At 52.0% G+C, this 24,813-nt stretch carries 20 protein-coding genes; 5 read left to right on the plus strand and 15 right to left on the minus strand.

Annotated elements, in window-relative coordinates; translation table 11 throughout:
* Window positions 1-138 precede the first annotated feature (138 nt).
* The 8 genes from D4L85_RS12445 to D4L85_RS12480 all read right to left on the minus strand — a co-directional run bounded on the left by D4L85_RS12445 (window position 139) and on the right by D4L85_RS12480 (window position 10,693).
* On the minus strand, window positions 139-1,476 hold the full coding sequence (locus D4L85_RS12445; RefSeq protein ID WP_119754607.1) for a PhoH family protein: 1,338 nt from the start codon (window positions 1,474-1,476) through the stop codon (window positions 139-141).
* Between the two features lie 72 nt (window positions 1,477-1,548).
* Window positions 1,549-2,232, minus strand: a complete 684-nt coding sequence (locus D4L85_RS12450) for an AlbA family DNA-binding domain-containing protein (RefSeq protein WP_119754608.1) — start codon at window positions 2,230-2,232, stop codon at window positions 1,549-1,551.
* A gap of 172 nt (window positions 2,233-2,404) precedes the next feature.
* Window positions 2,405-2,635 carry a hypothetical protein gene (locus tag D4L85_RS12455; RefSeq protein WP_119754609.1) on the minus strand — a complete coding sequence of 77 codons (231 nt, stop codon included), beginning with the start codon at window positions 2,633-2,635 and terminating at the stop codon, window positions 2,405-2,407.
* Window positions 2,636-2,714: 79 nt separating this feature from the next.
* Window positions 2,715-4,229, minus strand: a complete 1,515-nt coding sequence (locus tag D4L85_RS12460; protein ID WP_119754610.1) for a magnesium chelatase — start codon at window positions 4,227-4,229, stop codon at window positions 2,715-2,717.
* 57 nt (window positions 4,230-4,286) lie between these two features.
* A complete protein-coding gene (locus tag D4L85_RS12465) occupies window positions 4,287-5,384 on the minus strand; it encodes a vWA domain-containing protein (RefSeq protein ID WP_073133659.1) in 1,098 nt (365 codons plus the stop codon).
* A gap of 383 nt (window positions 5,385-5,767) precedes the next feature.
* Window positions 5,768-6,409: a sterol desaturase family protein gene (locus tag D4L85_RS12470; protein WP_228450869.1), complete on the minus strand. Its 642-nt coding sequence runs from the start codon at window positions 6,407-6,409 to the stop codon at window positions 5,768-5,770.
* Between the two features lie 49 nt (window positions 6,410-6,458).
* Window positions 6,459-7,601 (minus strand): N-acetyl-alpha-D-glucosaminyl L-malate synthase BshA, encoded by a 1,143-nt coding sequence (gene bshA, locus D4L85_RS12475; protein WP_119754613.1) that lies wholly within the window; start codon window positions 7,599-7,601, stop codon window positions 6,459-6,461.
* Between the two features lie 140 nt (window positions 7,602-7,741).
* Window positions 7,742-10,693 carry a glycoside hydrolase family 3 N-terminal domain-containing protein gene (locus D4L85_RS12480; RefSeq protein ID WP_119754614.1) on the minus strand — a complete coding sequence of 984 codons (2,952 nt, stop codon included), beginning with the start codon at window positions 10,691-10,693 and terminating at the stop codon, window positions 7,742-7,744.
* A gap of 281 nt (window positions 10,694-10,974) precedes the next feature.
* On the opposite strand from D4L85_RS12480, the gene mutL reads away from it, so the two are divergent.
* Genes mutL through D4L85_RS12495 form a run of 3 tightly spaced genes read left to right on the plus strand, consistent with a single transcriptional unit; the run spans window position 10,975 to window position 14,355 of the window.
* Entirely contained in the window at window positions 10,975-12,777 is a 1,803-nt protein-coding gene (mutL, locus tag D4L85_RS12485) for a DNA mismatch repair endonuclease MutL (protein WP_119754615.1), read from the plus strand.
* 30 nt (window positions 12,778-12,807) lie between these two features.
* Window positions 12,808-13,443 (plus strand): rhomboid family intramembrane serine protease, encoded by a 636-nt coding sequence (locus D4L85_RS12490; protein WP_119754616.1) that lies wholly within the window; start codon window positions 12,808-12,810, stop codon window positions 13,441-13,443.
* Between the two features lie 21 nt (window positions 13,444-13,464).
* Window positions 13,465-14,355: a rhomboid family protein gene (locus D4L85_RS12495; protein WP_119754617.1), complete on the plus strand. Its 891-nt coding sequence runs from the start codon at window positions 13,465-13,467 to the stop codon at window positions 14,353-14,355.
* Window positions 14,356-14,358: 3 nt separating this feature from the next.
* Here D4L85_RS12495 and D4L85_RS12500 read toward each other — a convergent pair whose 3' ends face one another.
* From D4L85_RS12500 to D4L85_RS12515, 4 genes are all read right to left on the minus strand, one after another.
* Entirely contained in the window at window positions 14,359-15,222 is an 864-nt protein-coding gene (locus tag D4L85_RS12500) for an alpha/beta fold hydrolase (protein WP_119754618.1), read from the minus strand.
* A gap of 38 nt (window positions 15,223-15,260) precedes the next feature.
* Entirely contained in the window at window positions 15,261-15,941 is a 681-nt protein-coding gene (locus D4L85_RS12505) for a carboxypeptidase-like regulatory domain-containing protein (RefSeq protein ID WP_119754619.1), read from the minus strand.
* Between the two features lie 59 nt (window positions 15,942-16,000).
* Window positions 16,001-17,044 carry a dual-specificity RNA methyltransferase RlmN gene (gene rlmN / locus D4L85_RS12510; RefSeq protein WP_119754620.1) on the minus strand — a complete coding sequence of 348 codons (1,044 nt, stop codon included), beginning with the start codon at window positions 17,042-17,044 and terminating at the stop codon, window positions 16,001-16,003.
* 67 nt (window positions 17,045-17,111) lie between these two features.
* Window positions 17,112-17,537 carry a hypothetical protein gene (locus D4L85_RS12515; RefSeq protein ID WP_119754621.1) on the minus strand — a complete coding sequence of 142 codons (426 nt, stop codon included), beginning with the start codon at window positions 17,535-17,537 and terminating at the stop codon, window positions 17,112-17,114.
* A 131-nt stretch (window positions 17,538-17,668) separates the two neighbouring features.
* On the opposite strand from D4L85_RS12515, the gene D4L85_RS12520 reads away from it, so the two are divergent.
* The gene (locus tag D4L85_RS12520) at window positions 17,669-18,742 is read left to right on the plus strand and encodes an N-acetyltransferase DgcN family protein (RefSeq protein ID WP_119754623.1); all 1,074 of its coding nucleotides are present in this window, start codon (window positions 17,669-17,671) and stop codon (window positions 18,740-18,742) included.
* Between the two features lie 98 nt (window positions 18,743-18,840).
* Entirely contained in the window at window positions 18,841-19,908 is a 1,068-nt protein-coding gene (locus D4L85_RS12525; RefSeq protein ID WP_119754624.1) for a mandelate racemase/muconate lactonizing enzyme family protein, read from the plus strand.
* A 61-nt stretch (window positions 19,909-19,969) separates the two neighbouring features.
* On the opposite strand, the gene D4L85_RS12530 is transcribed toward D4L85_RS12525, so the two are convergent.
* The 3 genes from D4L85_RS12530 to D4L85_RS12540 all read right to left on the minus strand — a co-directional run bounded on the left by D4L85_RS12530 (window position 19,970) and on the right by D4L85_RS12540 (window position 24,586).
* Window positions 19,970-21,937 (minus strand): M56 family metallopeptidase, encoded by a 1,968-nt coding sequence (locus D4L85_RS12530; protein ID WP_119754625.1) that lies wholly within the window; start codon window positions 21,935-21,937, stop codon window positions 19,970-19,972.
* Window positions 21,934-22,320, minus strand: a complete 387-nt coding sequence (locus tag D4L85_RS12535; protein ID WP_119754626.1) for a BlaI/MecI/CopY family transcriptional regulator — start codon at window positions 22,318-22,320, stop codon at window positions 21,934-21,936. The genes D4L85_RS12530 and D4L85_RS12535 overlap by 4 nt, the downstream gene beginning before the upstream one ends.
* A gap of 190 nt (window positions 22,321-22,510) precedes the next feature.
* Entirely contained in the window at window positions 22,511-24,586 is a 2,076-nt protein-coding gene (locus D4L85_RS12540; RefSeq protein WP_119754627.1) for an IPT/TIG domain-containing protein, read from the minus strand.
* Window positions 24,587-24,813 lie beyond the last annotated feature (227 nt).

Genomic DNA, 24,813 nt, shown 5'->3' on the forward strand with positions numbered 1-24,813 from the left:
TTCACCAACAAGAAAACCGGGCGACAAATATCGTCGATGGGAACTTCGTAAAGGAAGGGTGCTAATTAGGGACATCAATAATACTTACAGGCAGCTAAATTTGTTGGTGAAGAACACCAACAAAGGCGACGGCGATCGCTACAACAACTCGTTCGCCAAATTAGCCAACTCCGAGCGCTCTCCTTTTTCCAGCGTAATGTGCGCATACAACTCGTGATCCTGCAAGCGATCGATGAGGGTTGACAATCCATTACTTTGCGAGTCCAGATAAGGCGTATCGATCTGATAAATGTCGCCTGTAAAAATGATTTTTGTGTTTTCGCCGGCGCGGGTGATGATGGTCTTCACTTCGTGCGGGGTCAGGTTTTGGGCCTCGTCCACAATGAAGCAGATGTTCGACAAGCTTCTGCCACGGATGTAGGCCAGGGGTGTGATCATAAGCTTTTCCTGGTTCACCATTTCCGTGATGCGCGAATACTCCTTGTCCGTTTCGTTGTATTGGTTTTGGATGAACTTCAGGTTGTCCCACAGTGGTTCCATGTAGGGATTTACCTTTGATTTTATATCACCCGGTAAATAACCGATGTCTTTGTTGCTGAGGGGCACGATGGGACGGGCCAGGTAGATCTGCTTATACTCCTTCTTCTGTTCCAATGCAGCGGCGAGGGCCAGCAACGTTTTACCGGTTCCCGCTACACCCTGTATCGACACCAGCTTGATCTCCGGCTTCAGTGCAGCATGGATGGCAAAGGTCTGCTCTGCATTGCGGGGCTTCACGCCATAGACGGCACGCTTCTCTACATGCTCCAACATTTCGTTGAAGGGATTGTAGTAGGCCAGGGCTGACTTTTTTCCGCTCTTTAAAATATAGTAGTGATTCTTGACCGGCGCCATTTTGCCCAACAAATCGCCCGGTGGGCAATAGCCTTTTTCATAGAGGAGGTTGATCATGTTGGAGTCAACATCTTCCAGGATGGTCTTGCCGGTGTAGAGCGATGAAATGTTTTGAACCTTGCCCGTCGTGTAATCCTCCGATTGAAGACCCAGGGCCTTGGCCTTGAGACGCAGGTTCACGTCTTTGGAGACGAGGATGATCTTGCGGTCTTTCGCTTCTTTCTGCAACTGCAGCGCCGAGTTGAGGATGCGGTGGTCGGCCTTCTCTTCATTGAAGACCTTGTTGGCGTCGATGGTGCTCTTGGTGTCCATCAACACCTTGAACACACCTTTGCCTTTGCCGTTGATGGGGTTCCAGTTGTGGAGCATCTGGCCTTTGGCCAGCTTGTCTATGAGGCGGATGAATTCGCGGGCTTCGAAGTTTTTGGTGTCGTTGCCCTTTTTGAAGTTGTCGAGTTCTTCCAGTACGGTGATGGGGATGCCCACATCATGTTCGTCGAAATTAAGGATGGAGTTGTGCTCGTAGATAATGACCGAAGTATCGAGTACGAAGATCTTTTTTTCCTTTTTGGTTTTGGCCATGCGACACAAAGAACTTGGTTTACGAAATGTAATGAATGGAAATGAAAAGCGTGTAACTTTTGAGAAAAGTTTTTATGAAACTTTCCCGAACGCAATCGAGTAGACATCGCCCCGTTCGTGCGGCGACACCCGCAGCACGTCAGCCAAAACCAAGAGCACTAATTTTTTGGAAGCATAGAACCGCTTCAGTCCCGTGAGCACCATGAACTCTTTGAGGGTGATGCGCTTGTGCTCGTCGAGGTATTTGATCAGGAACTGTTCGTGATCGCCATACCGGAACCCGATGTCCTTTTGGCGTTGCCGGCGCCGGATGATCTCCCGCACTTCGCGGCTTGCCTTGATGCTCTTGTCGTCCACCCGCACGAACGATTCCTTTGCCTGGTTGTCGCCAAGGAAGTAGTGGGGCCGGCGCTCGCTTTTGGCGATGTCGTATTGAATGACGGTGCGCTGGTTGCCGAGTGGGATCAGTGTTTCGGTAAGCGCGAGGGCGGGACGTACGCGCTTCAGGATCTCCTTAATAACATGCACGTCGTCTTCAGGATATTTCAGCCCTGGGATGGTGCCGTCGTCGCCGATGCCCACCAGCAGCGTGCCGCCTTCCGTGTTGGCAAAGGCGATCATTTCACGCGCGATCTTTTCGGGGTTAGAGGCCTTGCGCTTGAACTCCAGGGCAGCACCTTCACCTTTCCGGACAAGCTGCTGCAGAAGCTGAACCTGCCGGGGTTGAAAGGATACGGATTCCTGCGGCTTGTTCATGGGCTATCTATGAATGTGTCTGGCTTCTTTGTGATAGAATAAAAACGGAGAAGAAACCATAACCGAAAGGCCATCGGAGTTTATACGGTCAGGACGCTTCAGGCAAATGCTTTGCCGGGCATTGTGTTATCGAATTCAATTCATCAGGAGAACGGCATACGATCACTGGATTTCACAGCCACTTCGCATACAACTTCCTGGCCTGACTGTGAAATTTTACCCTGCCTGCCTTCAACTCTTCCCATCCCTTTTCGATCGCGCTTCTTTCTTCCTTTGTGATCTTATCCCACCAATCTAAATTCTTCTGATTTTTCATGAGCATTTTCACCCGGTCAAGTGCGGCCCCTTCCTCCAGCGAGAGGATCCACTCAATGAGTTTTAATTTTTCACCGTCGATGCTCATAAAAAAACACCTTTCTTAAAAGTACAAAATCTGTTAAGAAAATACATCACGATGTCCGGTCAGAAGAAAAAATTGGGCGTTAAAACTTTCCGCCCAACGCTTCATCGTCATCGTCCTCGTCTTGCCCGGGTCGCGGCAGGGTGAACATACTGCTCAGCAGGTCCTTGAACTGAAGCCCGGCGGTTAGATTGTGTTTGCTGATCAGGCTGTACTCCGCCAGACCATGCAAGGCAAACTCCATCAAAAATAATTTCGATGCGGTGTCCTGATCCCTGTGAAACTCATTCACCAGGTCGAGCAGGCCTGGGATGGACTTCAGTTTTTGTTCAAACTCGGCCTGCCCGCTGTCGTGAAGCAGGTCCACGGTGTTGCCGTCACCAAACCAGTTGGCGACTTTTTTATACGGACTCTTCTCTTTTTGTTTTCGGAATTTATCGGGGTCGGGGAAGTAGTGAACGAATTGTGTGCGCAAGGCTTTGCCCACCAGGTTCTGTGCCACAATGCCCGGGCCTTCCTGTTCGCCTTCATACACTAGCTCCACTTTGCCGGTGATGGCGGGGACCACACCGATGAAATCGGAGATGCGGATGTTCACATTCTTCTCGTTGTTGAGGATGCTTCTCCGCTCGGCAGCGGCCACCAGGTTTTCATAGGCCGAGATGGTGAGTCGGGCCGACACACCACTCTTGGCATCCACGTATTCGCTCTTGCGCGCTTCGAAGGCGATCTGCTCCACCAGGTCCTTCGCGATCTCGTTCACCGAAACCGTTTGGCGCTGGATGTCTTTCAAGCGGGCTTCTTGTTGTGTAATGCGTTTACCGATCTCGAGTGTCTTCGGATAGTGTGTAATGATCTGGCTGTCGATGCGGTCCTTGAGCGGCGTAACAATGCTACCCCGGTTGGTGTAGTCTTCCGGGTTGGCCGTGAACACAAACTGAATATCCAAAGGCATGCGGATCTTAAAGCCGCGGATCTGGATATCGCCCTCTTGTAAAATATTGAAGAGCGCCACTTGAATGCGGGCTTGCAAGTCGGGCAACTCATTGATCACAAAAATGCTCCGGTTCGACCGTGGGATCAACCCGAAGTGGATTACGCGTTCGTCGGAGTAAGGCAGTTTGAGCGTGGCGGCCTTGATCGGGTCAACATCACCGATGAGGTCGGCAATGGAAACATCCGGCGTGGCCAGTTTTTCGGAATAGCGTTCGTCGCGATGCATCCAGGCCACCGGCGTGTTGTCGCCGAGCTCTTTCACCTTGTCTTTACCATAGCGCGAGAACGGTGCCAAGGGATCGTCGTTCAATTCGGAGCCTTCGATGATGGGCACATACTCGTCCAGCAAGTGGACCATGAGCCGGGCCAGGCGCGTCTTGGCTTGTCCACGCAAGCCCAGCAGGTTGATGTCGTGGCCGGCAAGGATGGCGCGTTCGAGATCGGGGATCACGGTTTCTTCGTAACCCCAGATGCCCGCAAATACCGTTTCCTTTTTTCGAAGCCGCGCGATCAGGTTTTCGCGCAACTCTTCTTTGATCGACCGGGGTTCGTAGCCGGCCTGCTTTAGCTGACCCAGCGTGTTAATCTTTGAATGATCCATTCGTGTGGTTTGATGTTTTTAAAAAATGAAACCGGAAATCGGGAGAGAAATGACCGGTTATAAATTCTTTCTTCTGTTTCGCTTGAAATCCTCGAACACCAGGTTGCCCAGGCCTTCCAGGTTGCTGTAATAAGCATTGCCGTTGTTGGCTTTTGTAAAATCACGCACAAAGGCTTTCAGATACGGATCGGTAGCGATCATAAAAGTAGTGACCGGAACTTTCAACTTGCGCAGTTGCCCGGCAAGGTTCAAAGTCTTGTTCAAGATCTTCTGATCCAATCCAAAAGCGTTCTTATAATATTTTATACCCTGCTTGATACACGTGGGTTTGCCATCCGTGATCATGAAGATCTGTTTGTTGTTGTTTTTTCTTTTCCGCAGGATATCCATCGCCAGTTCAAGGCCGGCCACGGTATTGGTGTGATACGGTCCCACTTGCAAATAGGGCAAGTCCTTGATTTCGATCTGCCAGGCGTCGTCGCCAAACACAAGAATATCGAGCGTGTCTTTCGGATATTTTTTGGTGATGAGCTCAGCCAGGGCCATGGCCACTTTCTTGGCGGGTGTGATGCGGTCTTCGCCGTATAAGATCATGGAGTGCGAGATGTCGATCATCAGCACGGTGGACGTTTGCGTTTTGAACTCGCTTTCCATCACCTCCAAATCTTGTTCGGTCATGAAGAAATTGTCGAGGCCGTGGTTGATTTGGGCGTTGCGCAGCGAATCGGTGGCCGAGATCTGCTCGAGCGTGTCGCCAAATTCGTAGTCGCGGTGTTCGGTGGTTTGCTCGTCGCCCAGGCCACTGTGGTGGGTATTATGTTCGCCGGATTTGGTCTTTTTCAGCTTTCCAAAGATCTCCTCCAGGGCGGACTGACGTAGGTTTTGTTCGCTTTTTGCCTTTAACTTGAATTCCCCTTTAGGACCTTCGTCGGTGATATAGCCTTCCCGCTTCAAATCCTCAATAAAATTGCCAATTCCGTACTGATCGTTGGTGAGCCCGTATTGCCGGTCCACCTCCGTAAGCCACTGCAGGGCCTCGGAAACGTTGCCAGAGGTGATGAGGATCAGCTGCATGAAAACTTTCAGCAGTTTCTGGAAATCGCTTTTATCCTTGTCGTCGGGGGGAGTGTAATTCGAAAATCGGTATCCAAGCATGGGTTTTGGGCCTATATATCACACTAAACCATTAATTTGAGAAATCTGTTTCGCCCTCAAAAGTTAATTTCTAAAAACTTTAAGGTCCCATGTAAGGATTTGCCTCAGAATAAAATTGTGATTTTATCGACGGACGTTAATTTTGGTCGACAAACAAACCAATATACCTATGAGAAAGTCAGTAGTTGTTTTAATCTTGGCGGCTTCTGTCATGCTGGCTGCCTGTTCGGAGTACACATGCCCGACCTACGCGAAAGCTCCAGCCAAAGCCAATACGGCGAAGCAGACGCGCCTCTAAAAAGCACTCATTAACCTGAGCTATAAAAAAGCCACCGCGGGAAACCAAGGTGGCTTTTTGCTTGATATTGGATGGAGGATGCCGCTCAGGTGGCGCTTTTCTTCTCTTTCATCGTGCCATAGATATAATCCCACAGCGGCGACGAGACACCGAAAATAATATCTCCATTTTTATAGTGGTGCATGCTGTGATTGATCCAAAGCTTGCGGAACACATTTTTCGGCGGAGGATAGGCGTGCACGACATAGTGTATGGAAAGATAGGCCGCATAGCCCACCAGGAATCCCGGCAAAAATGAAAACGCGAGGTCACCCAGAACCAACCGGAAAAGCAATAGCAGGATCGTGGAAATGGTCACGCTCACCAACGGCGGCATGGCCAGCCGGTCTTTGTCTTTTGGGAATTCATGGTGAACACCGTGCATGATGTATTGGGCCTTTTCACGCAACTTATTGTACGTGGCCATGTGAAACACGTGACGGTGCACTGTGTACTCCACCCACGAAAACGAAACCACGCCCAGCAAAAACATCAGGATTGTTTGCAAGGTAGACAAAGACGTGTGGGTAATGCTCCAATATAAAAGAGCACAAGCAAACGTCGTAAAGATAAGCAAGGGAACAGAGATGTGTGTGCGGGACAATTTTTCAAGAACAGGGCTCTTGAAGAGTTGCTTGGTCCCTTGATTCTTTGGTTTGATCTCAGGCGGCATTACATCTGCTAACATTGCGTCATGGGGTTTAATGACTGATCTTTTTCCTCAAGGTTTTATACGGCTACAGTGCCGCTTTTGATGCAGTTTTCTCCATTACACGTTGATAATAACCTTCATATAGCGGCAGGATCCGGCTGATATCAAATTCCTTGGCGCGTTTCAGGGCATTGTCCTTAAACGTCTGAAGGTTATTCTTATCCAAAATAAACAGCGCTTTGCGCGTCATGTCTTCCACGTCACCCACCGGGCTCATAAACCCGGTAACGCCCTGAATGTTAAGTTCCGGCAAGCCCCCGGTGTCGGACGAGATCACCGGCACCTCGCACGCCATTGCTTCCAGCGCGGCCAACCCAAAGCTCTCTTTTTCAGAAGGCATCAGGAAAAGATCGGCTACGGAAAGCACTTCCTCTACGGCCTCCAACTTGCCCAGGAAACGGACATCCTGGCTGATCTCCAACTCGCGGCACTGGGCTTCGGCCTTGCTGCGTTCGGGACCATCTCCGATCATTAACAATTTGGCGGGGATTTCGGCGTGAATGTTGGCAAATATATTTATCACATCGCCCACGCGCTTCACTTTGCGGAAGTTTGACGTGTGCACGATCAGCACCTCGCCGTTGGGGCAAATGGCTTTTTTGAAGTGATCTTTCTTTTGCTTCTTGAATTTCTCCAGGTCAATAAAATTAGGGATCACCTCGATGTCGTTGGTGATCTTGAACGAATGATACGTCTCCCGCCGAAGGTCTTCCGAAACGGCCGTCACACCGTCGGACTCGTTGATGCTGAAGGTGACCACCGGTTCGTATGAAGCATCTTTGCCCACCAGCGTGATATCGGTACCGTGCAACGTAGTGACCACTGGAATCACAATGCCGTGTGTCTTTAAAATTTGTTTGGCCATGTAGGCCGCCGAGGCGTGGGGGATGGCATAATGCACATGCAACAGGTCCAGCTTTTCGTTCTTCACCACGCTCACCATCTTGCTGGCCAGGGCCAGTTCGTAAGGGGGAAAATCAAAAAGGGGGTAAGAATGAAAATCAACCTCATGATAGAAGAGATTCTCATTCAGAAAATCCAATCGTGGAGGTTGTGAATACGTAATGAAGTGAACTTTATGACCCTCTTGGGCCAGTGCCTTTCCAAGTTCGGTGGCAACTACACCGCTTCCGCCAAAGGTGGGATAGCAGACAATTCCAATATTCATGTTTAGGTTCGTTGTGTCGTTAAGGTTGGGGGTACCCGGAATAACGGGTCCCTGGCGTGTGGGTGTGTTATTTAATTGTTAAAAGTGTGGACGTGTGCCTTAAGCCTTGAGACGAACCCCTGCTTGGTTTTATTGCAACCTTAACGGCGACTGGTCACCAGCGATGTGTCGGCCTCCGCATCGTCTTCCGGAACATCGCCGCAGTAGCTGAAAATGGATTCGTATACCACGTCTTGAATGCGAGAACGTATATTGGCGTTGTTTAGTTTATTGTTCCGGTCGGGATATACCCGATTGGAAAGAAAAACATAGACCAGGTCGAACTCGGGGTCAACCCACATGCACGTGCCCGTAAAACCGGTATGTCCAAAGGTTTGGGGGGAGGCCTTTAAGGAGGTAGGGCTATTCCAGTCGCTTTGCACGGGCTTATCCCATCCTAAACCTCGGCGGCTTTTGTCAAATTGTTTAGCGGTAAACGTTTGAACGGTTGATCGCCGGTAATAACGGGTGCCACCATATTCGCCCATCTGCAACAACATCTGCCCCAGCTTGGCCAGGTCGGTGGCGTTGCTGAACAACCCCGCATGGCCCGCCACGCCTCCCATCATGGCCGCCCGCTCGTCGTGCACGGTGCCGGCGATGCGCGTCTTGCGATAGATCTTGTCATCTTCGGTAGGGGCAATGGTTTGAAGGGGGAACCGGCTCAGGGGCAGGTAACCCGTGGTGTAGGCGCCGAGCGGTTCATATAAATTTTGGTGGAGGAACTCATCCAGCGGTTGGTTCAACATCCGCTCGGCCAGGCGTTGCAACATGAGAAAACCAAGGTCGCTGTATTTATAACCATAAGGCGTACGCGCAGGCCTGTCTACCAGTTTCGATTTTGAGATCCACGACCACACGGAATCACGGATGTTGGTGGCCGCAAATAAATTAGCGGAAACTTGCAGCGGATAATGTTCGTCTCTTTTGCGACTATAATATAGAGGAAGGAACGTGGTGTCTTTCACCGTCTCGTTCCACATCGGTATGAACGGCGCGAGGCCTGCCTGGTGGGTCAGGATCTCCAGCAAGGTGATGTCTTTCTTGTTGGTGTTCTTCAGCTCCGGCAAATAATAAGAGATTTTTTTATGAATGTCGATCATGCCCTTCTCATACATGAACATCACCGCCTGCAACGTGGCCGAAACTTTGGTGAGCGACGCCAGATCATAAATGGTTTCGCTGGTTACGGGTGAGGTATTATCGTAGGTGAGGGCGCCGAACGACTTGTCATAGATCACCTTGCCGCCGCGGGCCACCAGCACCTGGCATCCGGGCGTGGCACCCATCTTGATGGCATCTCTCACAATGCTGTCGATCTTGGGCAACAAACGGCTTTCCATGCCGGCGTCTTCGGGGATGGAATAGGAGAGACGTTTAATGGCGTCAAACGCCTGACCCCTTCCTTCCGGGAGCAGGGGAGAGGCGGCAATGGGCAGTGCACCCTGGGCAGGCAACGCGCCGAAAATGATCTGCGGAACGGCCCGGAGGGTTTCCGGGGTGTTGGTATAGGCCGTGATCACCGTGGGTAACGTGCTGGCCGATCGCAGGAAACTTTCGTTGCCGAAATCACAATAGATGATCTCCGCCGTGCTTTGTTTCAATAGGGTGTTCAGCCGCTCGATCACGGCCGGGGCCGTCTGTGGAAATATGCCGACGATGATTACCTCATGCCCGCGCAATCCATCCGACAACTCCATGAGGTCGCTCTTTTCGTCGAGCGTGAAGTAGGAGGTGTGCACGTATTTGTTCAGCGTGGAAACAAAGTCTTTGTTCGGTGTGGCCGCATGGCTGGAGATAAAAGCAAAGCGTTTGTTCTCCAATACTTTCACGGGTAACGTGCGTTGCGTATTGCTGACGACAGTGATTGCCGCGGAATACAATTTCTGATTCATCAGGCGTGGGGCCGGACCGTTGAGGCGGGCCACGAGGTTGTCGAGGTTCACGGGCTTGCGTTTCGACAGCCCGGCATCGTATTTGAAACCGAGGATCTTCTTCACACTGTTGTCCAGTTGGGTCTCATAAACATCGCCCGACTTCAACAGCTTTTTTATTTTGCGGATGGCGGGGCCGATCTCCTGGGAACCGATCAGGATGTCGTTGCCGGCCTGGAAGGCAAACATCTCCGCTTCGCCGGCTCTCACTTTTTCGGTGAGCGTTTTCACCTGGTGAAGATCGACAAACACCAGACCGCTAAAATTCAATTTCCCTTTCAGCCATTCGCCGGTAAAGAACAACGAGAGCGTGGCGGCATCGAAAGCATTTTTCTTGATGAGGTTTTTACTTTCGTAGAAGAGTGGGAACGTCGATGCGGCAGGCATCACACCGGCCAGGTTGTTTTCAAATAATTTGATATAGGGATAGGAGCGCACCGAGTCGATGGTGGGCTTGATGCTGGGAAAATCTTTGTGAACATCCGTCACGGTGAGACCTTTCACCGTAAAGTGTTTGGCGCAGGCCAGCACACCGTGGTCTTGCATGCCCCGCATAAAAGCGGTGGCTTTGCCGGCGACGTTCACTTTGTTTTCACCAAAAGAACGGTAGCTGATCATGGGGTCCTGAGGATTGTTGTTGATGTCGGCGGTGGGTCCGAAGTTGAGGTTCACCCCCAACATCTTCATCTGGCTGGCCACTTCCTTGCCGGCCTGGTACACCAGCGTGTCGTTGCGAATGGCACCCATGATGAGCGGTCTCGGGAAGCTTAGCGTGCTGTCGACCGACTGTCCCAAACCCCATTCGGCGTCCTGGCCCACGAACAAGGGCAGTTGCGAGGCGGCTTGAAAGACATTGGTGGCCCGGGCCTGGTGCAGGGGCGTTTCCTGTTGGAAGATGATGCCACCGATGTCGTGGTTACGGATGTTGTCCTCCACGACGCGCAGCTGGTCTTTCGTGGCGTGGGGTGGCACCGTGGCCATGAACAATTGACCAATTTTTTCCTCCACGCTCAGGGTGTGGAATACACTGTCGACCCAGTGGTTCTTCTTCGATTGGGCCGATGCGGCCGTGAACATGCCGCCCAGGATCAGAAAGCTCAGGAAAACTTTTTGTAGCATTCGTTTGATGTTGAGAGTTTAAAAAATGAAGCCTCCAAAGTATAAAGTATAAAATTAATGAATTGAAAGGGTATTTAAACATATTGCCCTTCGAAGATAAGCGAACGGAGGTAACTCGCGCTATCGTCCGGTTAATGGATCAACGACCCGTGTCCTTTTTCCTTATCCCCCGGCGCATAAAATAAAAACAGGGCTGTGGAACGGAATGTTCTTCGAGAATTGTCTTTAGAATGCAGATCGAATGACACATTTTTGTGACCTGTTAAGCGTATATTCATCGCATGCCTGATATCATTCAGCTTTTACCGGATTCCATTGCCAACCAGATCGCCGCAGGTGAAGTGGTGCAGCGCCCCGCCTCGGCCGTGAAAGAGCTGATGGAAAATTCTATCGACGCCGATGCCACCCACATCAAACTGATCCTCAAGGAAGCGGGCAAGACCCTGCTGCAGGTGATCGACAATGGCAAAGGCATGTCGGAGACCGACGCGCGCATGAGCCTGGAGCGTCACGCCACCTCCAAGATCCGCTCGGCCGAAGACCTGTTCACCCTCCACACCATGGGCTTCCGTGGTGAAGCCCTGGCCTCCCTGGCCGCGGTGTCGCAAATGGAAATGAAAACGCGTCTCCACGACCAGGAGTTGGGCACGCTGGTCGTGGTCGAAGGATCGGATGTGAAACGCCAGGAGCCAGTGGCCTGCGAGGCGGGCACCAGCATCAGCGTGAAAAATCTTTTCTTCAACATCCCCGCGCGGCGCAATTTCCTGAAGTCGAACGCCAACGAATACCAACACATCGTCGATGAATTTCAGCGCCTGGCCCTGGCCCATCCCGAGGTGGGCTTCCAGTTGATCGAGACCGACACCTTGGAGTATGACCTGCATCCCGCGAAGCTGGGGCAACGCATCGTCAATATTTTTGGAAAGCCTTACCAGGAACAACTGGCGGCCTGCCAGGAAGAGACGCCGCTCGTGAAGATCACGGGCTACCTGGGTAAACCCCATGGGGCAAAGAAGAAACGCGGCGAACAATTTTTGTTTGTCAACAAACGGTTCATCCGCAGCGCCTACCTGAATCACGCCATCATGGGAGCCTACGCCGGCTTGTTGCCAGAGAATACATTTCCCTTCTATGTGCTCTTTATCGAGATCGACCCGAAACACATCGACGTGAACGTGCATCCGACCAAGACCGAGATCAAGTTCGACGACGAACGGGCCGTCTATACGGTGATGCTGTCGGCCGCCCGCCAGGCACTGGGTGCCCACAACCTCACACCGGCCATCGACTTTGATGCCGATGTGAACATTATCTCCAAGTTATCGCAGGCCTCGAACCAAACGCGCGAAGCCTATTTCGAAGAGCGCTTCAGCGCCGTGCCGCGCAGCAGCCGTGAGAACTGGGAGCGGCTGTACGAAGGCGAGGCGCCTGCCGTGCGCCTGAACGTGCCGCCGGACACCACACCCGTGCAAACCCTGCGTTTCGAGAGCGCCCTAAATCAACAAGCCGACACACCGCTGGAGCAAAAAACATGTTTCCAACTTCACAACCGGTATATCGTTAAACAGGTGAAATCGGGCATGATGATCGTAGACCAGCAGGCAGCACACGAACGGATCTTATACGAGAAGTTTCTGACGCAGGTAAAAAATAAATCGGCCCAAAGCCAGCAAAGCCTGTTCCCCCAAGCCATTACGTTCCCTGCGGCCGATTTTGCGCTGGTGCTGGAAATGCAACAGGAAATCGAGTCGTTGGGCTTCCGGATCGAAGTGTTCGGCAAAAATACCTTGCTGGTAAACGGTGTGCCCGGTAATATTCCGGCCAGCCGGGAGAAGGAATTGTTTGAGGGGCTCATCGAACAATTCAAGATCAACCAGGCCGAGCTTTCCCTGCCGTTGCGGGAAAACCTGGCCCGCGCCCTGGCCCGCCGTGCAGCCCTGAAAGCAGGACAAGTGCTGGCGCGCGAGGAAATGCAGGCCCTGATCGACAATTTATTTGTATGCTCCACCCCAAACTATGCCCCGGATGGAAAACCTACATTTTTTATTTTTGAGTTGAATAAAATAGAAGCTTACTTTCGGTAGACTATATAGACGAAGACCAATCATTTTATTATGCTGAGACTTACCCCGGTTGTACGGAATTTGATCATGATCAACGTTCTTATCTTTGTAGGATCGTTCCTGGCGGGCAAACTGACACCTCTTGTCGATATTGGAGGTTGCTTCGGACCCTTTTCGCATCCCGTCGATATTATTTCCGCCTACCTTTCGCTCTATGGCCCCCATACGGATTGTTTCCGGCCCTACCAGCTTTTCACCTATATGTTTATGCACGGCGGCATCAGCCACATCTTTTTCAATATGCTGACCCTCGCGTTTATGGGGCCGATCCTGGAAAGCTATTGGGGCACCAAACGGTTCACTATTTTTTACCTGATCACCGGCGTCGGTGCAGGCATATTCAATATTTTTGTAAGCCAGGTTCTGCATATCGGATCCTTCGGCGTCATGGTGGGCGCTTCCGGCGCTATCTATGGTTTGTTGACGGCCTTCGGTATGTTGTTTCCGAATATGGAAATACAACTGCTCATCCCGCCCATACCGATCAAGGCGAAGTACCTGGTATTGCTTTTGGGTGGGCTCAGTTTTTTGATGGACCCGAGCGGCAACACCGCTCACTTTGCTCACCTGGGTGGAGTGATCTTTGGCTTTTTCATTATCACGGCCTGGCGCAGGCAAGGAAATTAACATACGCCCGTGTAGAGAACTATGTTTGACGATTTTAAACACGCCTTTCAACGCTACAACAACGCACACGTGCAGTTGATCATCATCAACGTGGTGATCTTTCTCGTGATCGGTGTGATGTCGGTAGTCGGCAATTGGACGGGCACCGAATGGTTCGCCGATGCGGTGTACAACCAGTTCTCCATACCTCCTGTTTTAGGGGAGTTTCTTACCCGCCCGTGGACGCTGGTCACCTATATGTTTGCGCATAGCCGTTGGGATATCAGCCACATCCTGTTCAACATGCTGGCGTTGTACTGGTTTGGTAGCCTCTTCGCCGAATATTTGGGCAGCGACAAGTTGGTGGCCATGTATGTGTTAGGAGGACTGGCCGGCGCTTTGGTGTACCTCTTCATGTTTAACACCGTGCCGTTCTACGTAGAACGGTCCCTTGATTTTCCGGGTATGGTGGGCGCCTCTGCGGCCATCTATGCCATCGTGGTGGGAGCCGCCACATTGTTGCCCGACTATACTTTCTTCCTCATGTTTATCGGGCCCGTGCGCATAAAATATATCGCGGCCTTCTATGTCATTGTTTCTTTCCTGGGCACCACCCAAGCGAACGCCGGCGGCAATCTTGCCCACCTTGGCGGCGCGCTGATGGGATTTATCTATATCAAACAATTACAACGCGGTAATAACCTGGGAAGCTGGGTGACTTTTTTCATACAGTGGGTCAGAAATTTATTCGCGCCCCGGCGGAATGTTAAAGTGACCTATCGGAAGGAAACCTCATCGGGTAAAAAATCCAACAAGGCTTCGGCCATCTCTCAAGCCGAGATCGACGCCATTCTCGACAAGATCTCAGACGGTGGCTATGAAAGCCTGACCAAAGAAGAAAAGGAAAAGCTTTTCAACGCCAGCAAAAAATAACGGCTAGCGCACAAACTCCCGGATCCCGCGCACCATCTCCTGCGGTTTTTCCTCCTGCACAAAATGACCGGCATCGTCGAACTCCACGAACGTGGCGCCGGGTAACTTGGTTTTCCATTGAGCCAGCTCGGCAGGGAGAACAAAGGCATCTTTCAGTCCCCAAAAGATGAGGAAACGGTTTGCGTCAAACCGATCCATGTTGTCCCACAACTGTTGCCACCAATCGTGCGCATAGCTCATCTCTAACGCAAAAGCGTAGGGCCCTTTGCGGTCACCTTTTGGAAGGGCGTCTTTATAGTGCTGATGGACCTTTTTGGTGAGCTTCTTTTTGTCGCCATAGGCGGCTGGCATGATGGTGTTCACCGGCGTGTTCAACGTGTGATAAAGAAATTTGCCAACGATCGAGCGGAGGATGCGCGCCGGCCGCGTGTAGTGCGGCTCCGCTTTCAGTGAGCGCATCCAGGTGTTGAAGAGCACGATCCGGTTCACGTTGTCCGGGTGCTGCAAGGCGTAGCTCATCGCGATGCTTCCCCCGAAATCATTGGCAACGATATTGATGTTTTTCAACCCCAGTTGCTGAATGAATTTCTCCAACCGCCCGCTATGCGCTGCACACGTATAGAATTCCCCCGGGGGCTTGTCCGACAAGCCGAAGCCCAACAGGTCGACCGCTACGCAACGGTAGCTATCGCGCAGGGACTTGATCAGGTCGCGAAAGCCGAATGACCATTCCGGCGTGCCATGGACAAAGAGCAGTACTTCGCCCTGGCCTTCATCGATATAGTGAAGTTCGTTTTCCTCTACCTTCAGCCAGTGTGAGGTAAAAGGATACAGGGTTCTGTCCACCCAGGACGGTGCGGTTTTCATTGAGCAGGGATTTATAGGTCTATACGACGGGGCTTTCGCTAATGATACGTCCGGGCAAAGAAAGATTTCAACGAAATGATGATTTCTTCCGGATCGGTCGAATACAACACATCACGGCTTTGCTGGTTGAACCGGGCCAGGGTGCTGTAGTATTGGGTTTCCGTGATGTTCAACTCCTCCATGATGGTCTCCCGCAGCGTTTGGTCGTTCACGATCTGAATGTAGGTTTTGATGCGGTCGTTCTCGTTGATGAGCTTCACCACTTTGCGCCGCTCCTTTTGCCCTTTCGAAAAATACTCCCAGGGACTGGAGAAGGCATCGCGCACGGTCATTTTCTGGGGCTTGGTGTGCTGGGTTCGGATGATGTCGTTCTCGCCGATGCGGGCGCCGGTGATGGTGATCTCCTTGAGGATCTTCACGCGCTCGCTCATGCGGATCATGATGTCCTCTTCTTCAAAGATCAGGGGCAGCGTGATCGTGCGGTAGCCCAGGGAGGTGAGCACCAGGGTGTCCGTGGGCAAGGTGTTCACTACAAACACGCCGGCGGCGTCGGTGATGGTGCCCCGCTTGGTTCGCTTGATCATCACTTGCACACCCGGCATTGCCGACATGGACATCGAATCCACCACGATGCCGCGCGTTCTTTTCTGTGCCCATCCCGAACCAGCGGTAACCGCCAGCAAGACCGTGATCGAAACGAGTTTTAGCCAACTCTTCATACGCCGTTAAAAGTGCTTGTCCAAAGCATTAATTTGGGTTAGGATGCACGGGGGGCAAATTAAGTTTTATTGGCCAGTTGGCCACACGCGGCATCGATGTCTTTGCCGCGGCTTTTACGGATGCGGGTAGTGATGCCGTTCCGTTCCAACAGGTCCATATACATATTCAGGGCCTCCTCGGAGGCCTGTTGAAATTCACCGTCATCGATGGGGTTATATTCGATGAGGTTTACTTTCGAAGGGATGATCTTACAGAATTTCAGCAGCGCGCGCGCATGCTCTTCGGTGTCGTTAATGCCTTTCCAGACCACGTACTCATAGGTCACTTTGCGCTTGGTCTTGTCATACCAATAGCGCAATGCATCGCCCAGCTCTTCCAGCGGATTGGTGTCGTTGATGGGCATGATGGACGAGCGGGTTTTGTCCAGCGCGGCGTGTAGCGATACGGCGAGGTTGAACTTCACCTTGTCGTCGGCCATTTTGATGATCATTTTGGCGATGCCCACCGTCGATACCGTGATGCGCTTGGAGGCCATGTTCAATCCCTTTTGGGCCGTGATCTTGTCGATGGCCGTCATCACATTGGCGTAGTTCAAAAGCGGTTCGCCCATGCCCATGAACACGATGTTGGTGAGGGGGCGGTTGAAGAACAACTCGGCTTGCTCGCGGATGGCCACCACCTGGTCGTAGATCTCGTCGGGGCTGAGGTTGCGTTGGCGTTTCAAGCGAGCCGTAGCACAAAACTTGCAGGCCAGGCTGCAGCCCACCTGGGAGGAAACACAGGCCGTGATGCGCTTTTCGGTCGGGATGAGCACCGATTCCACCACCATGCCGTCGAACAGCGTCACGGCGTTCTTTATGGTGCCGTCGGCGCTGCGCTGCATGTGGTCTACTTTGATGTGATTGATGGTAAAGTGCGACTTCAGCATGTCGCGCAGGCCGATGGACAGGTTGCTCATCTGGTCGAAATCCTTGGCCGATTTGTTCCAGAGCCATTCATACACCTGTTGGGCCCGAAAGGGCTTTTCCCCGTGCTGCACAAAGAATTCCTTCAACTCATCGAGCTTCAGCTTCCGGATATCGCGCTTTGCGGTCTCTACCATGGGGCAAAGGTAGGGAAAGAAGAGAACTTTTCAGGCTTGAAAAAGGGTGAGCGGCAGGGGTACGGCGTCATTTAATCTTCACAAAGACCTTCGTTTCACACACCCGGGAGCTGTTGGTGATGATCAGGGAGTCGGCATCGATCTTTTCCACGGAAAAACCCTCGATGATGGTGTGCGATTTTTTGTCGAGGATGTAGAGGCCTTCGCCGCTGTATTTATAAAGAAAAGACTTGGAGTTATAGGCCTTTTTATGGCTCACGATCTTGGTGCTTTCCTGGCCGGTATTGTTGTCTTTGAATTCGATCACCTGGGGCATCGACCCGGCCATGCCTTTCATGTCCTCCACCAGGGCCGCGGTTTCAGCGTCCTGGGGCGGCAAATCCTCTTCCACGCAGTTGCTTTGCTTGACCAGCTGCCATTTGCCCACAATGGACTGGCTGTTGGCTTGACAATACAGGAGGGTGAAAACAACCAGGGATAGAACGGTTTTCATGGCCTTTGAGGTTTAACCAAATTTACTCAAAAATCGGGCCTCATGCTGTTGATCGGGCATTATTTTGAGCGACGCCTTCTTTTGAAAACTCAGTTTATTAGTCGAAATTTTCGACCTTCAAAATATACCGCATGGAGAAAAGTAACGCAATCGTCATCACGGGGGGATACCTCGCCAGCAGCAATGCCAAAACCGCACATGGCTTGATCCGCGGCACAGATCGCTTCAACATTGTGGGGTTTATCGACTCAAAAAGTGCTGGCAAAGACGCCGGTGAAGTGCTGGATGGCAAGAAGCGCAACATTCCCATCTATGCTACCCTGGAAGACTTTCTGAAGTCAGGACAAAAAGCCACCTATTGCATCGTGGGCGTGGCGACCAAAGGCGGCGTGATCCCCGAGTCGCTCCGGGCCGAATTGAAAGACGCTTTGCAGCATGGCTTTCACCTGGTGAACGGCCTCCATGAGTATGTGTCGGACATTCCCGAACTGGCCGCCCTGGCCCAGCAAAAAGGATTGGAGATCATCGACGTGCGTAAGCCAAAAAAATTCAAAGACCTTCATTTCTGGACCGGCAAAATCAAGGAAGTAAAATGTCCCAAGATCGCTGTGCTGGGAACGGATTGTGCCCTCGGCAAACGCACCACTACGCGCTTCCTCGTAGAGGTCATGCGCAAGGCCGGCTTCAAAGCCGAAATGATCTACACCGGTCAAACCGGCTGGATGCAAGGCGCGAAATATGGGTTTGTGTTCGACTCGACCCTCAACGATTTCATTTCCGGCGAAATGGAGCACGCCGTGGTGACGTGCTATCACGAAGCCAAGCCCGATATTATTTTCATCGAAGGTCAATCGGCCCTGCGCAACCCCAGTGGCCCTGCCGGTGCGGAGTGGATCGTTTCCGCCGATGCGGACGCGGTCGTGCTGCAGCATAATCCTGCGCGCAAGCAGTACAAAGACATGGAATACTACCCGGCCTATTTGCCTGCTGTGAAGGATGAAGTGGCCCTCATAAAAATTTACGGTGCACCCACCGTGGCGATCACGCTCAACACGGCGAAGATGACCGAACAAGACGCCCGGGCTGCTGCTGCGCAATACGAAAGCGAACTGGGCATACCCGCGGTGTTGCCTTTGGAAGATGGGCTGGATAGTCTCGTTCCCATTTTTGAAGCGATGATCAAAAAGAGCGTGGCACACGCATAAATCATTTTAGCCGTCCGGCGATCCGGCGAACACCGATACGGAATAGCATAGACTCAATAACCAACCTAAACCGAAGCTGCTAAGCAGGGAACATTCAAATGAAAATAAAGGACATTAAAGTATGGAGCGTCGACCTGGGCAACACCAAGCCCTACACCATCGCTTTCAAAACCGTCGATGAAGTAAGGAACGCCTTTGTAGAGATAACACTCGACAATGGCCTCACGGGCATTGGTGCCGGCAACCCCAGCGAATACGTGGTAGGAGAAACCCTGGAAGAATGCCTGGATGCGCTTCAAGAAAAGAACCTCGAATTCCTCATCGGCCGCGACATTCGCGAATTCAACCAACTGACGTTCGACGTGTGGAAGCGCTTTCCCGAAAATCCTTCGGCGCGCGCCGCCCTGGACATTGCGCTGCACGACGTGTTCACGAAATTCCTGGATGTTCCCCTCGTTAAATTCTTAGGACAGAAGATCAAAAAACTTCCTACTTCAAACACCATCGGCATCAAGAACGTGGAGGAGACACTGAAGGAAGCGGAAGATTATATCAAGCGTGGATTCCGGGTGTTGAAAGTAAAGTTGGGCCGCGATCTCATGGAAGACGTGGAACGCATTATGAAGCTGCGTGAAAAATTCGGCCCCAACATTATTATCCGCATCGACGCCAACCAAGGCTACACGGTAGAACAAACCATTCAATTCTACGGACGCACCTACGACCTGGATGTGGAACTGATCGAACAACCCCTTCCCGCAAAGGCCATCTCCGAAATGAAAAGCCTGCCCCCGGAAGTGCGCGAAAAAGTAGCCGCCGATGAATCGCTGATCACGCCCGCCGATGCCATCGAACTGTTAAAGCCACCGAAGGCTGCAAAGATATTCAACATCAAACTGATGAAGTGTGGCGGCGTAAGCCAGGCACTCAAGATCGCGGACATCGCTTTGCACGAAGACGTGGACCTCTTCTGGGGTTGCAACGACGAAAGCATCGTGAGCATCACCGCCGCTTTGCACACCGCCTTTGCCTGCACCAACACCAAGTACATCGATCTCGACGGCAGTCTCGACCTGGCCCGCGATGTCGTGAAGGGAGGATTTATTTTGAAAGACGGCTACATGTCGTGCTCGGATAAACCGGGACTGGGTGTGGAACGCATCTGATTTCAAAACGCCAAAAAAAAGGGAGCCGCAAAGCTCCCTTTTTATTTACCCTTTTGTGAAACTATTCTCTTGTGTGATCTTCCTTGAAATATTTGTTATGAAGATCACGATACTTTTGAACATCCGATGATTTGATCTTGGTGCCGTTGATAGTGATGTCGCCATCGTCGGTCCAGTTCATGCTATGAATTTCCTCACCCTTCGACAGGTAGCCATCGCTGACGAGTTGTTGTTGGAGGTCGTCCTGGAAGGCTTTCATTTTCTGCTCCATCACTTTCATTTTTTCTTCTATGGCCTTCAGTTTGGGGGCGTTCACGGCCTCCCAGTCTTTCATGTTGCTTTCGAACTTCTTCATCTTTTCCTCGAAACCCTTCCAGTTCTCTTCGTGAGCCCGGGCTTTATCGGTTTGGAAAGCGACTATTTCGGCGTTTCTCTCCGCCATCTCACTTGCCCGCAAGGCATGGAGCATGGCTTGTTCCTGAGCCCTTTCGTTATAACGCTTGATCTGTCGATGATACACCTCCGCGTGACGGGCTGGCATTTCCGCGTAGCGTTCGGCCATGGCATCAATTTGACGTACGGTGATGTGGACTGGGGGCACATGAATCTCGACCGGCTCAACCGGAGTGGCGGGCTCAATGGGCTCGATGGGTTCAATGCCGGCCATATCGGGCATTGGAGGAATGGGCGGTATCTCGAAGTCAAAATCGCCCAGATCGATGTGGATTTCGGGAACGTCGATATCGAAATCAAAATCTTTGTTGAAATCCATGACCATGTCGCGATGCATAATTTCGCGCATGTCTTCGTCGCCGTCGTAGGTTTCGATCACCGTTTCATGGTTGCCATCGTCGTTGGTGGTGGTGATCTTTCGCATTTCGTACGAGGCTGATTTGTCTTTGCTCTCAACGTTCTTTTCATGCTTGTTCTTCTTCGTGGTATCGGCGGCCACTTTTACGGTGCCCTCCGCATTGCCGTCGGTTGAAGCGATGTTTTCGTTTCGCGACTGCACCGTGAGCCATGATGCGCACATCAACCCCACCACCAGCAGCAACACCGGGATGATGCGCTCGCGGGGCGAATAATTTTTTACAGACTTTTCCATAATGCGTTTGATTCGGTTCAACAATTGGTTTTTATTTTCCGCCAGCGAAAGCGCGATACCGGCCTTGCTGAGTCGCACTTCCTCCAGGGTCGCCAGCGCATGCGCATACGCCAGAGCATTTCCCTGATAAAGCACGACCGCGTCGTCGCAGCAATGTTCGCGTTCCTGTCGCAGGATGCCCGAGATCATCCACACAAAAGGATTGAAAAAGAACAAAGCTTCCACGACCGACTGCAAGAGGTTGACGAGGTAATCGTGACGGCGGATATGAATGAGTTCGTGTAGGAGAATACTTTCCAACTGTGTCGTGGAAAGACCGGCGCACATGCCCACGGGCAACAAGATGATGGGCTTGACATACCCGATGACCACCGGCGCCTGCACCATGGCCGACTCGGCGAGCCGGACCACGCGATCGATATGGAATTGGCGGAGCAGCGTTTCCATGCGTTCCGTCCAGGGTGCCTCCAGCAACACGGCCTGCTGTTTCAGTTTGGCCGTGTACCACCATCCGCCGAAAAGGCGAAGTATAAAGAGGGCAGTGCCTAGCGACCAGGCCAACACCACAAAGGGAACGATGCCATGAAGAAAATCATACGCTTGCGTCAGCAGTTGGCGAAGCGAGAGCGTTTCCGAGGCGGCCGATGAAAGGTCCATCACACCGGTGAAAGCGATAGTGCCATCCTGGATCTGCGATCCGCCGGAAGGCAACAACCATAGAAATGTGGAGGCCGAAGCCAAAAAGATCAGCAACAATCCCGAGCCAGCAACGGCATAGCGTACGCCAGACCGTTGTGAAGGCACACAACGCAAGACGCCCACCACCAGCATGCCGATCAGCAAGGCCTGCCACAGGGAGTGTATCACTGTGAACCCAAGGGCTTGCGCCCAGGCGCCATCGAAGAAATGTAAAAGCGTGTTCATGATGCGCCCCCTTCCAATTTTTCCAGATATTTTTTGATCGCTTGCAGTTCTTCTTTTGAAGACTTGTTAGAACCCAGGGCGCTGAGCACGAGTTGGGCTGCCGAGCCTTGGAATACGGTACTGATCATCTTGTCGAGCATTTGCTGGCGCGTGTTTTCCAAAGAAGGCACGGCAGTATAAAGATGAAGCTTGCCACTTTTTTGGCGTGTCACCAATCCTTTTTCGTGCATAATCTGCATCAGTTTCAGGATGGTGGTGTAGCCATTCGCCACGTCGCCGCCCAGGGCCTCGTGTACGTCTTTTACGGACACAGCTTCCTTTTCCCACACGATTTGCAGGATTTCAAGCTCTTTTTCCGTCGGTTTTGGGGTGAGTGCACTCATAAATACGAATATGTTCGTAATACAATCTTAGTGATCCGCCAGATGATCTCAAAGTATTTTACGAATTTTTTCGTATGTGGTTCTAAAAAAATGTCGAAAAGAGGCAAAACGAACGAGCTATCGGGGTTTGCCCGATAGCTCGAATGGATTGACCTTATATATAGGAGCAAGCCTGTGGCTTGTGTCGACCTTATTGAAAGGTGATTTTTCGGATGCGATTATTGCGCTCATCGCTGACCAACAAATTGCCATCGGCATCCATGGCGAGTCCAAAAGGAGCATTGAATTGAGCCGTGGACCCGCTACCGTCATTATAGCCGGCTACACCGGTGCCGGCGATGGTGGTGACTGTTCCAGAGGAATCGATCTTATAAATTTTATGCTTCGTGTAGTCGGTGGCGTAAAGATTCCCTTTTCCATCCCAAACCAATCCGAAAATCTGTCCCAGATTTTTTGCCAGGGTGGTCACGTTGCCGGCGGCATCTATTTTTCGGATCGCGCCATTGACGCAATCGCCAATGTAGACATTGTCGGTTTCATCGATGGCGATGCCTCCGGGATTGAAGAATCTTGCATCGTTGCCCTTCCCATCCAAAAAGCCGGAGTTAATCGCCAGTCCGGCAAAGGTGGTGACTTCGGCCAAGGCATCCATTTTGCGGATGATGTGTGACCAATAGTCGGTGATAAACCAAGTGGCGCTGTTTTTTGACTTCACAATGCCTGTGGGGTAAAAGAATCCTGCGGCTCCCGTACCGTAAGGTCCGGCGCCCTGTCCATCGCTGATATCGCCTTGTCCATTGGTGTTTCCCGCCCACGTTGTCACCATCACGAGTGGACCGTTTGTTATTTTTCGGATAGCATTGTTTTGGGTGTCGGCCACGTAGACATCACCTGTATTTTCATCCACGGAAATACCGGATGGTGAATTGAATTGCGCGGTAAGAAAAGTTCCGTCCACCGCGCCGGTCAAAGAGCGGGCGCCACTTCCTGCAAAAAAAGCAAGTCCCGATGCGGTGAGTTTCATGATCTTGTGATTTGCCTGATCTGCAATGAGCAGATGGCCACTCAAGTCGAATGCGATGCCTCTCGGCAAGTTCAGCGTACCCGAACCCAACGGAACGGTGGACACCGTGATCGCAACGGTAGAGGGCGTAACGGTGAATACCGGTCCTTCCGCGATATCGGCGCCTACACCTACCGTTATGGTTCCCGTCGTGGCCCCGCCGGGTACCGTTACTTTGAGCGTTGTCGTCGTGGCTTCCGTGACTGGTGCGTTGATGCCATTGAATTTTACAATATCGACCGACGGGTTGCTGTCGAACCCTGAGCCTGTAATGATAACCGATGTTCCCACATTTCCGGAGGCGGGATTGTAGGAGGTTACCGCTAGGGGTGTGATAACATCAAAATGAATACCGGCGGAAGTCTTTCCATTTATCATCACGGTGACGTCGCCGCTGGTCGCTGCCGCAGGAACGGTCACCGTCAGGGCGGTGGATGTGGCATTCGTGACCGTGGCTACGACGCCGTTGAACTTGACTACGTTTTGTGACAGCGTGGTACTGAAGCCGGTGCCGGATAACGTGACGGTTGAGCCGGCTTTTCCGGAGATGGGTGCAATGCTAGTGAGTGTGGGCGCTGCGGGTGTCAGGACAGTGAACATCAATCCGATGACAATGTTGTTGCCCACCTGAACGCTTACCGACCCCGTGGTGGCATTGCTGGGCACCGTGACGACCAGTTGCGTGGCCGTTGCACTTTTAACGACGGCTATAGCACCGTTGAACTTGACGAAGTTCATGGTGATGGTGGTGCTGAATCCTGTGCCTGTGAGCGTAACGTCTATGCCGGTCAGGCCCGATGAAGGGTTGATGCCCGTGACGGTGAGCGATGAAAGCTGCGTGACCGTGAACACCGGACCGGTAGCTTCTCTTCCTCCCGTTGAAACTTTCACAACGCCCGTCGTTGCCGAGGGCGGCACCGAGGCGATCAATTGTTTGTCGGTGGCCAGCGTGACGGTTGCCGGCACGCCATTGAACGTGACGGTGTTGGCTGTGGCGGTCGTGCTGAAGCCTGTTCCGGTGATCGTGACCAAAGTGCCCACCGGTCCTTCTGTAGGTGATAGCGAAGTGATGCTAAGCGGGATGATCTCGTCATGGTCTTTGGAGCAGTGATTCCATAAGGCCACCGCGACGATCATACAAAATGACAGGGACAGCCCGCGCGTTATTTTTTGAGGGGAAAGTGACGATGTCTTGCTTTGCATGGCATTTTAGTTTTTTGCCAAGAATAGGGTGCAAGACTGAAATGAAATTGCAGTAGCGTTATTTAACGATGGGTAGGGTAGGGCGAGGAAGCGGAAAAGGGCAGGTCGATGGAATGTCGGATAGGGTGGGATTTCAGGGCGAACAGGGTACCGAAAATTGATTATCTTGCTTGCCTTAACGTTGGAGGTGATCGATTGTGGCGTAAAACCTTTGCAACGGAACTCCG

The organism is Chryseolinea soli, assembly GCF_003589925.1.
GTDB classification, from domain to species: Bacteria; Bacteroidota; Bacteroidia; order Cytophagales; family Cyclobacteriaceae; genus Chryseolinea; species Chryseolinea soli.

Excerpts from the sequence above, each read along its gene's own strand:
- D4L85_RS12520 (WP_119754623.1), top strand. The coding sequence starts at position 17,669 with ATGGAGAAAAGTAACGCAATCGTCATCACGGGGGGATACCTCGCCAGC.
- D4L85_RS12455 (WP_119754609.1), bottom strand. The coding sequence starts at position 2,635 with ATGAGCATCGACGGTGAAAAATTAAAACTCATTGAGTGGATCCTCTCG.
- D4L85_RS12450 (WP_119754608.1), bottom strand. The coding sequence starts at position 2,232 with ATGAACAAGCCGCAGGAATCCGTATCCTTTCAACCCCGGCAGGTTCAG.
- D4L85_RS12515 (WP_119754621.1), bottom strand. The coding sequence starts at position 17,537 with ATGAAAACCGTTCTATCCCTGGTTGTTTTCACCCTCCTGTATTGTCAA.
- rlmN (WP_119754620.1), bottom strand. The coding sequence starts at position 17,044 with ATGGTAGAGACCGCAAAGCGCGATATCCGGAAGCTGAAGCTCGATGAG.
- D4L85_RS12490 (WP_119754616.1), top strand. The coding sequence starts at position 12,808 with ATGCTGAGACTTACCCCGGTTGTACGGAATTTGATCATGATCAACGTT.
- D4L85_RS12465 (WP_073133659.1), bottom strand. The coding sequence starts at position 5,384 with ATGCTTGGATACCGATTTTCGAATTACACTCCCCCCGACGACAAGGAT.
- D4L85_RS12530 (WP_119754625.1), bottom strand. The coding sequence starts at position 21,937 with ATGAACACGCTTTTACATTTCTTCGATGGCGCCTGGGCGCAAGCCCTT.
- bshA (WP_119754613.1), bottom strand. The coding sequence starts at position 7,601 with ATGAATATTGGAATTGTCTGCTATCCCACCTTTGGCGGAAGCGGTGTA.
- D4L85_RS12480 (WP_119754614.1), bottom strand. The coding sequence starts at position 10,693 with ATGCTACAAAAAGTTTTCCTGAGCTTTCTGATCCTGGGCGGCATGTTC.
- D4L85_RS12460 (WP_119754610.1), bottom strand. The coding sequence starts at position 4,229 with ATGGATCATTCAAAGATTAACACGCTGGGTCAGCTAAAGCAGGCCGGC.
- D4L85_RS12540 (WP_119754627.1), bottom strand. The coding sequence starts at position 24,586 with ATGCAAAGCAAGACATCGTCACTTTCCCCTCAAAAAATAACGCGCGGG.
- D4L85_RS12500 (WP_119754618.1), bottom strand. The coding sequence starts at position 15,222 with ATGAAAACCGCACCGTCCTGGGTGGACAGAACCCTGTATCCTTTTACC.
- D4L85_RS12445 (WP_119754607.1), bottom strand. The coding sequence starts at position 1,476 with ATGGCCAAAACCAAAAAGGAAAAAAAGATCTTCGTACTCGATACTTCG.
- D4L85_RS12495 (WP_119754617.1), top strand. The coding sequence starts at position 13,465 with ATGTTTGACGATTTTAAACACGCCTTTCAACGCTACAACAACGCACAC.
- D4L85_RS12470 (WP_228450869.1), bottom strand. The coding sequence starts at position 6,409 with ATGTTAGCAGATGTAATGCCGCCTGAGATCAAACCAAAGAATCAAGGG.
- D4L85_RS12525 (WP_119754624.1), top strand. The coding sequence starts at position 18,841 with ATGAAAATAAAGGACATTAAAGTATGGAGCGTCGACCTGGGCAACACC.
- mutL (WP_119754615.1), top strand. The coding sequence starts at position 10,975 with ATGCCTGATATCATTCAGCTTTTACCGGATTCCATTGCCAACCAGATC.
- D4L85_RS12505 (WP_119754619.1), bottom strand. The coding sequence starts at position 15,941 with ATGAAGAGTTGGCTAAAACTCGTTTCGATCACGGTCTTGCTGGCGGTT.
- D4L85_RS12535 (WP_119754626.1), bottom strand. The coding sequence starts at position 22,320 with ATGAGTGCACTCACCCCAAAACCGACGGAAAAAGAGCTTGAAATCCTG.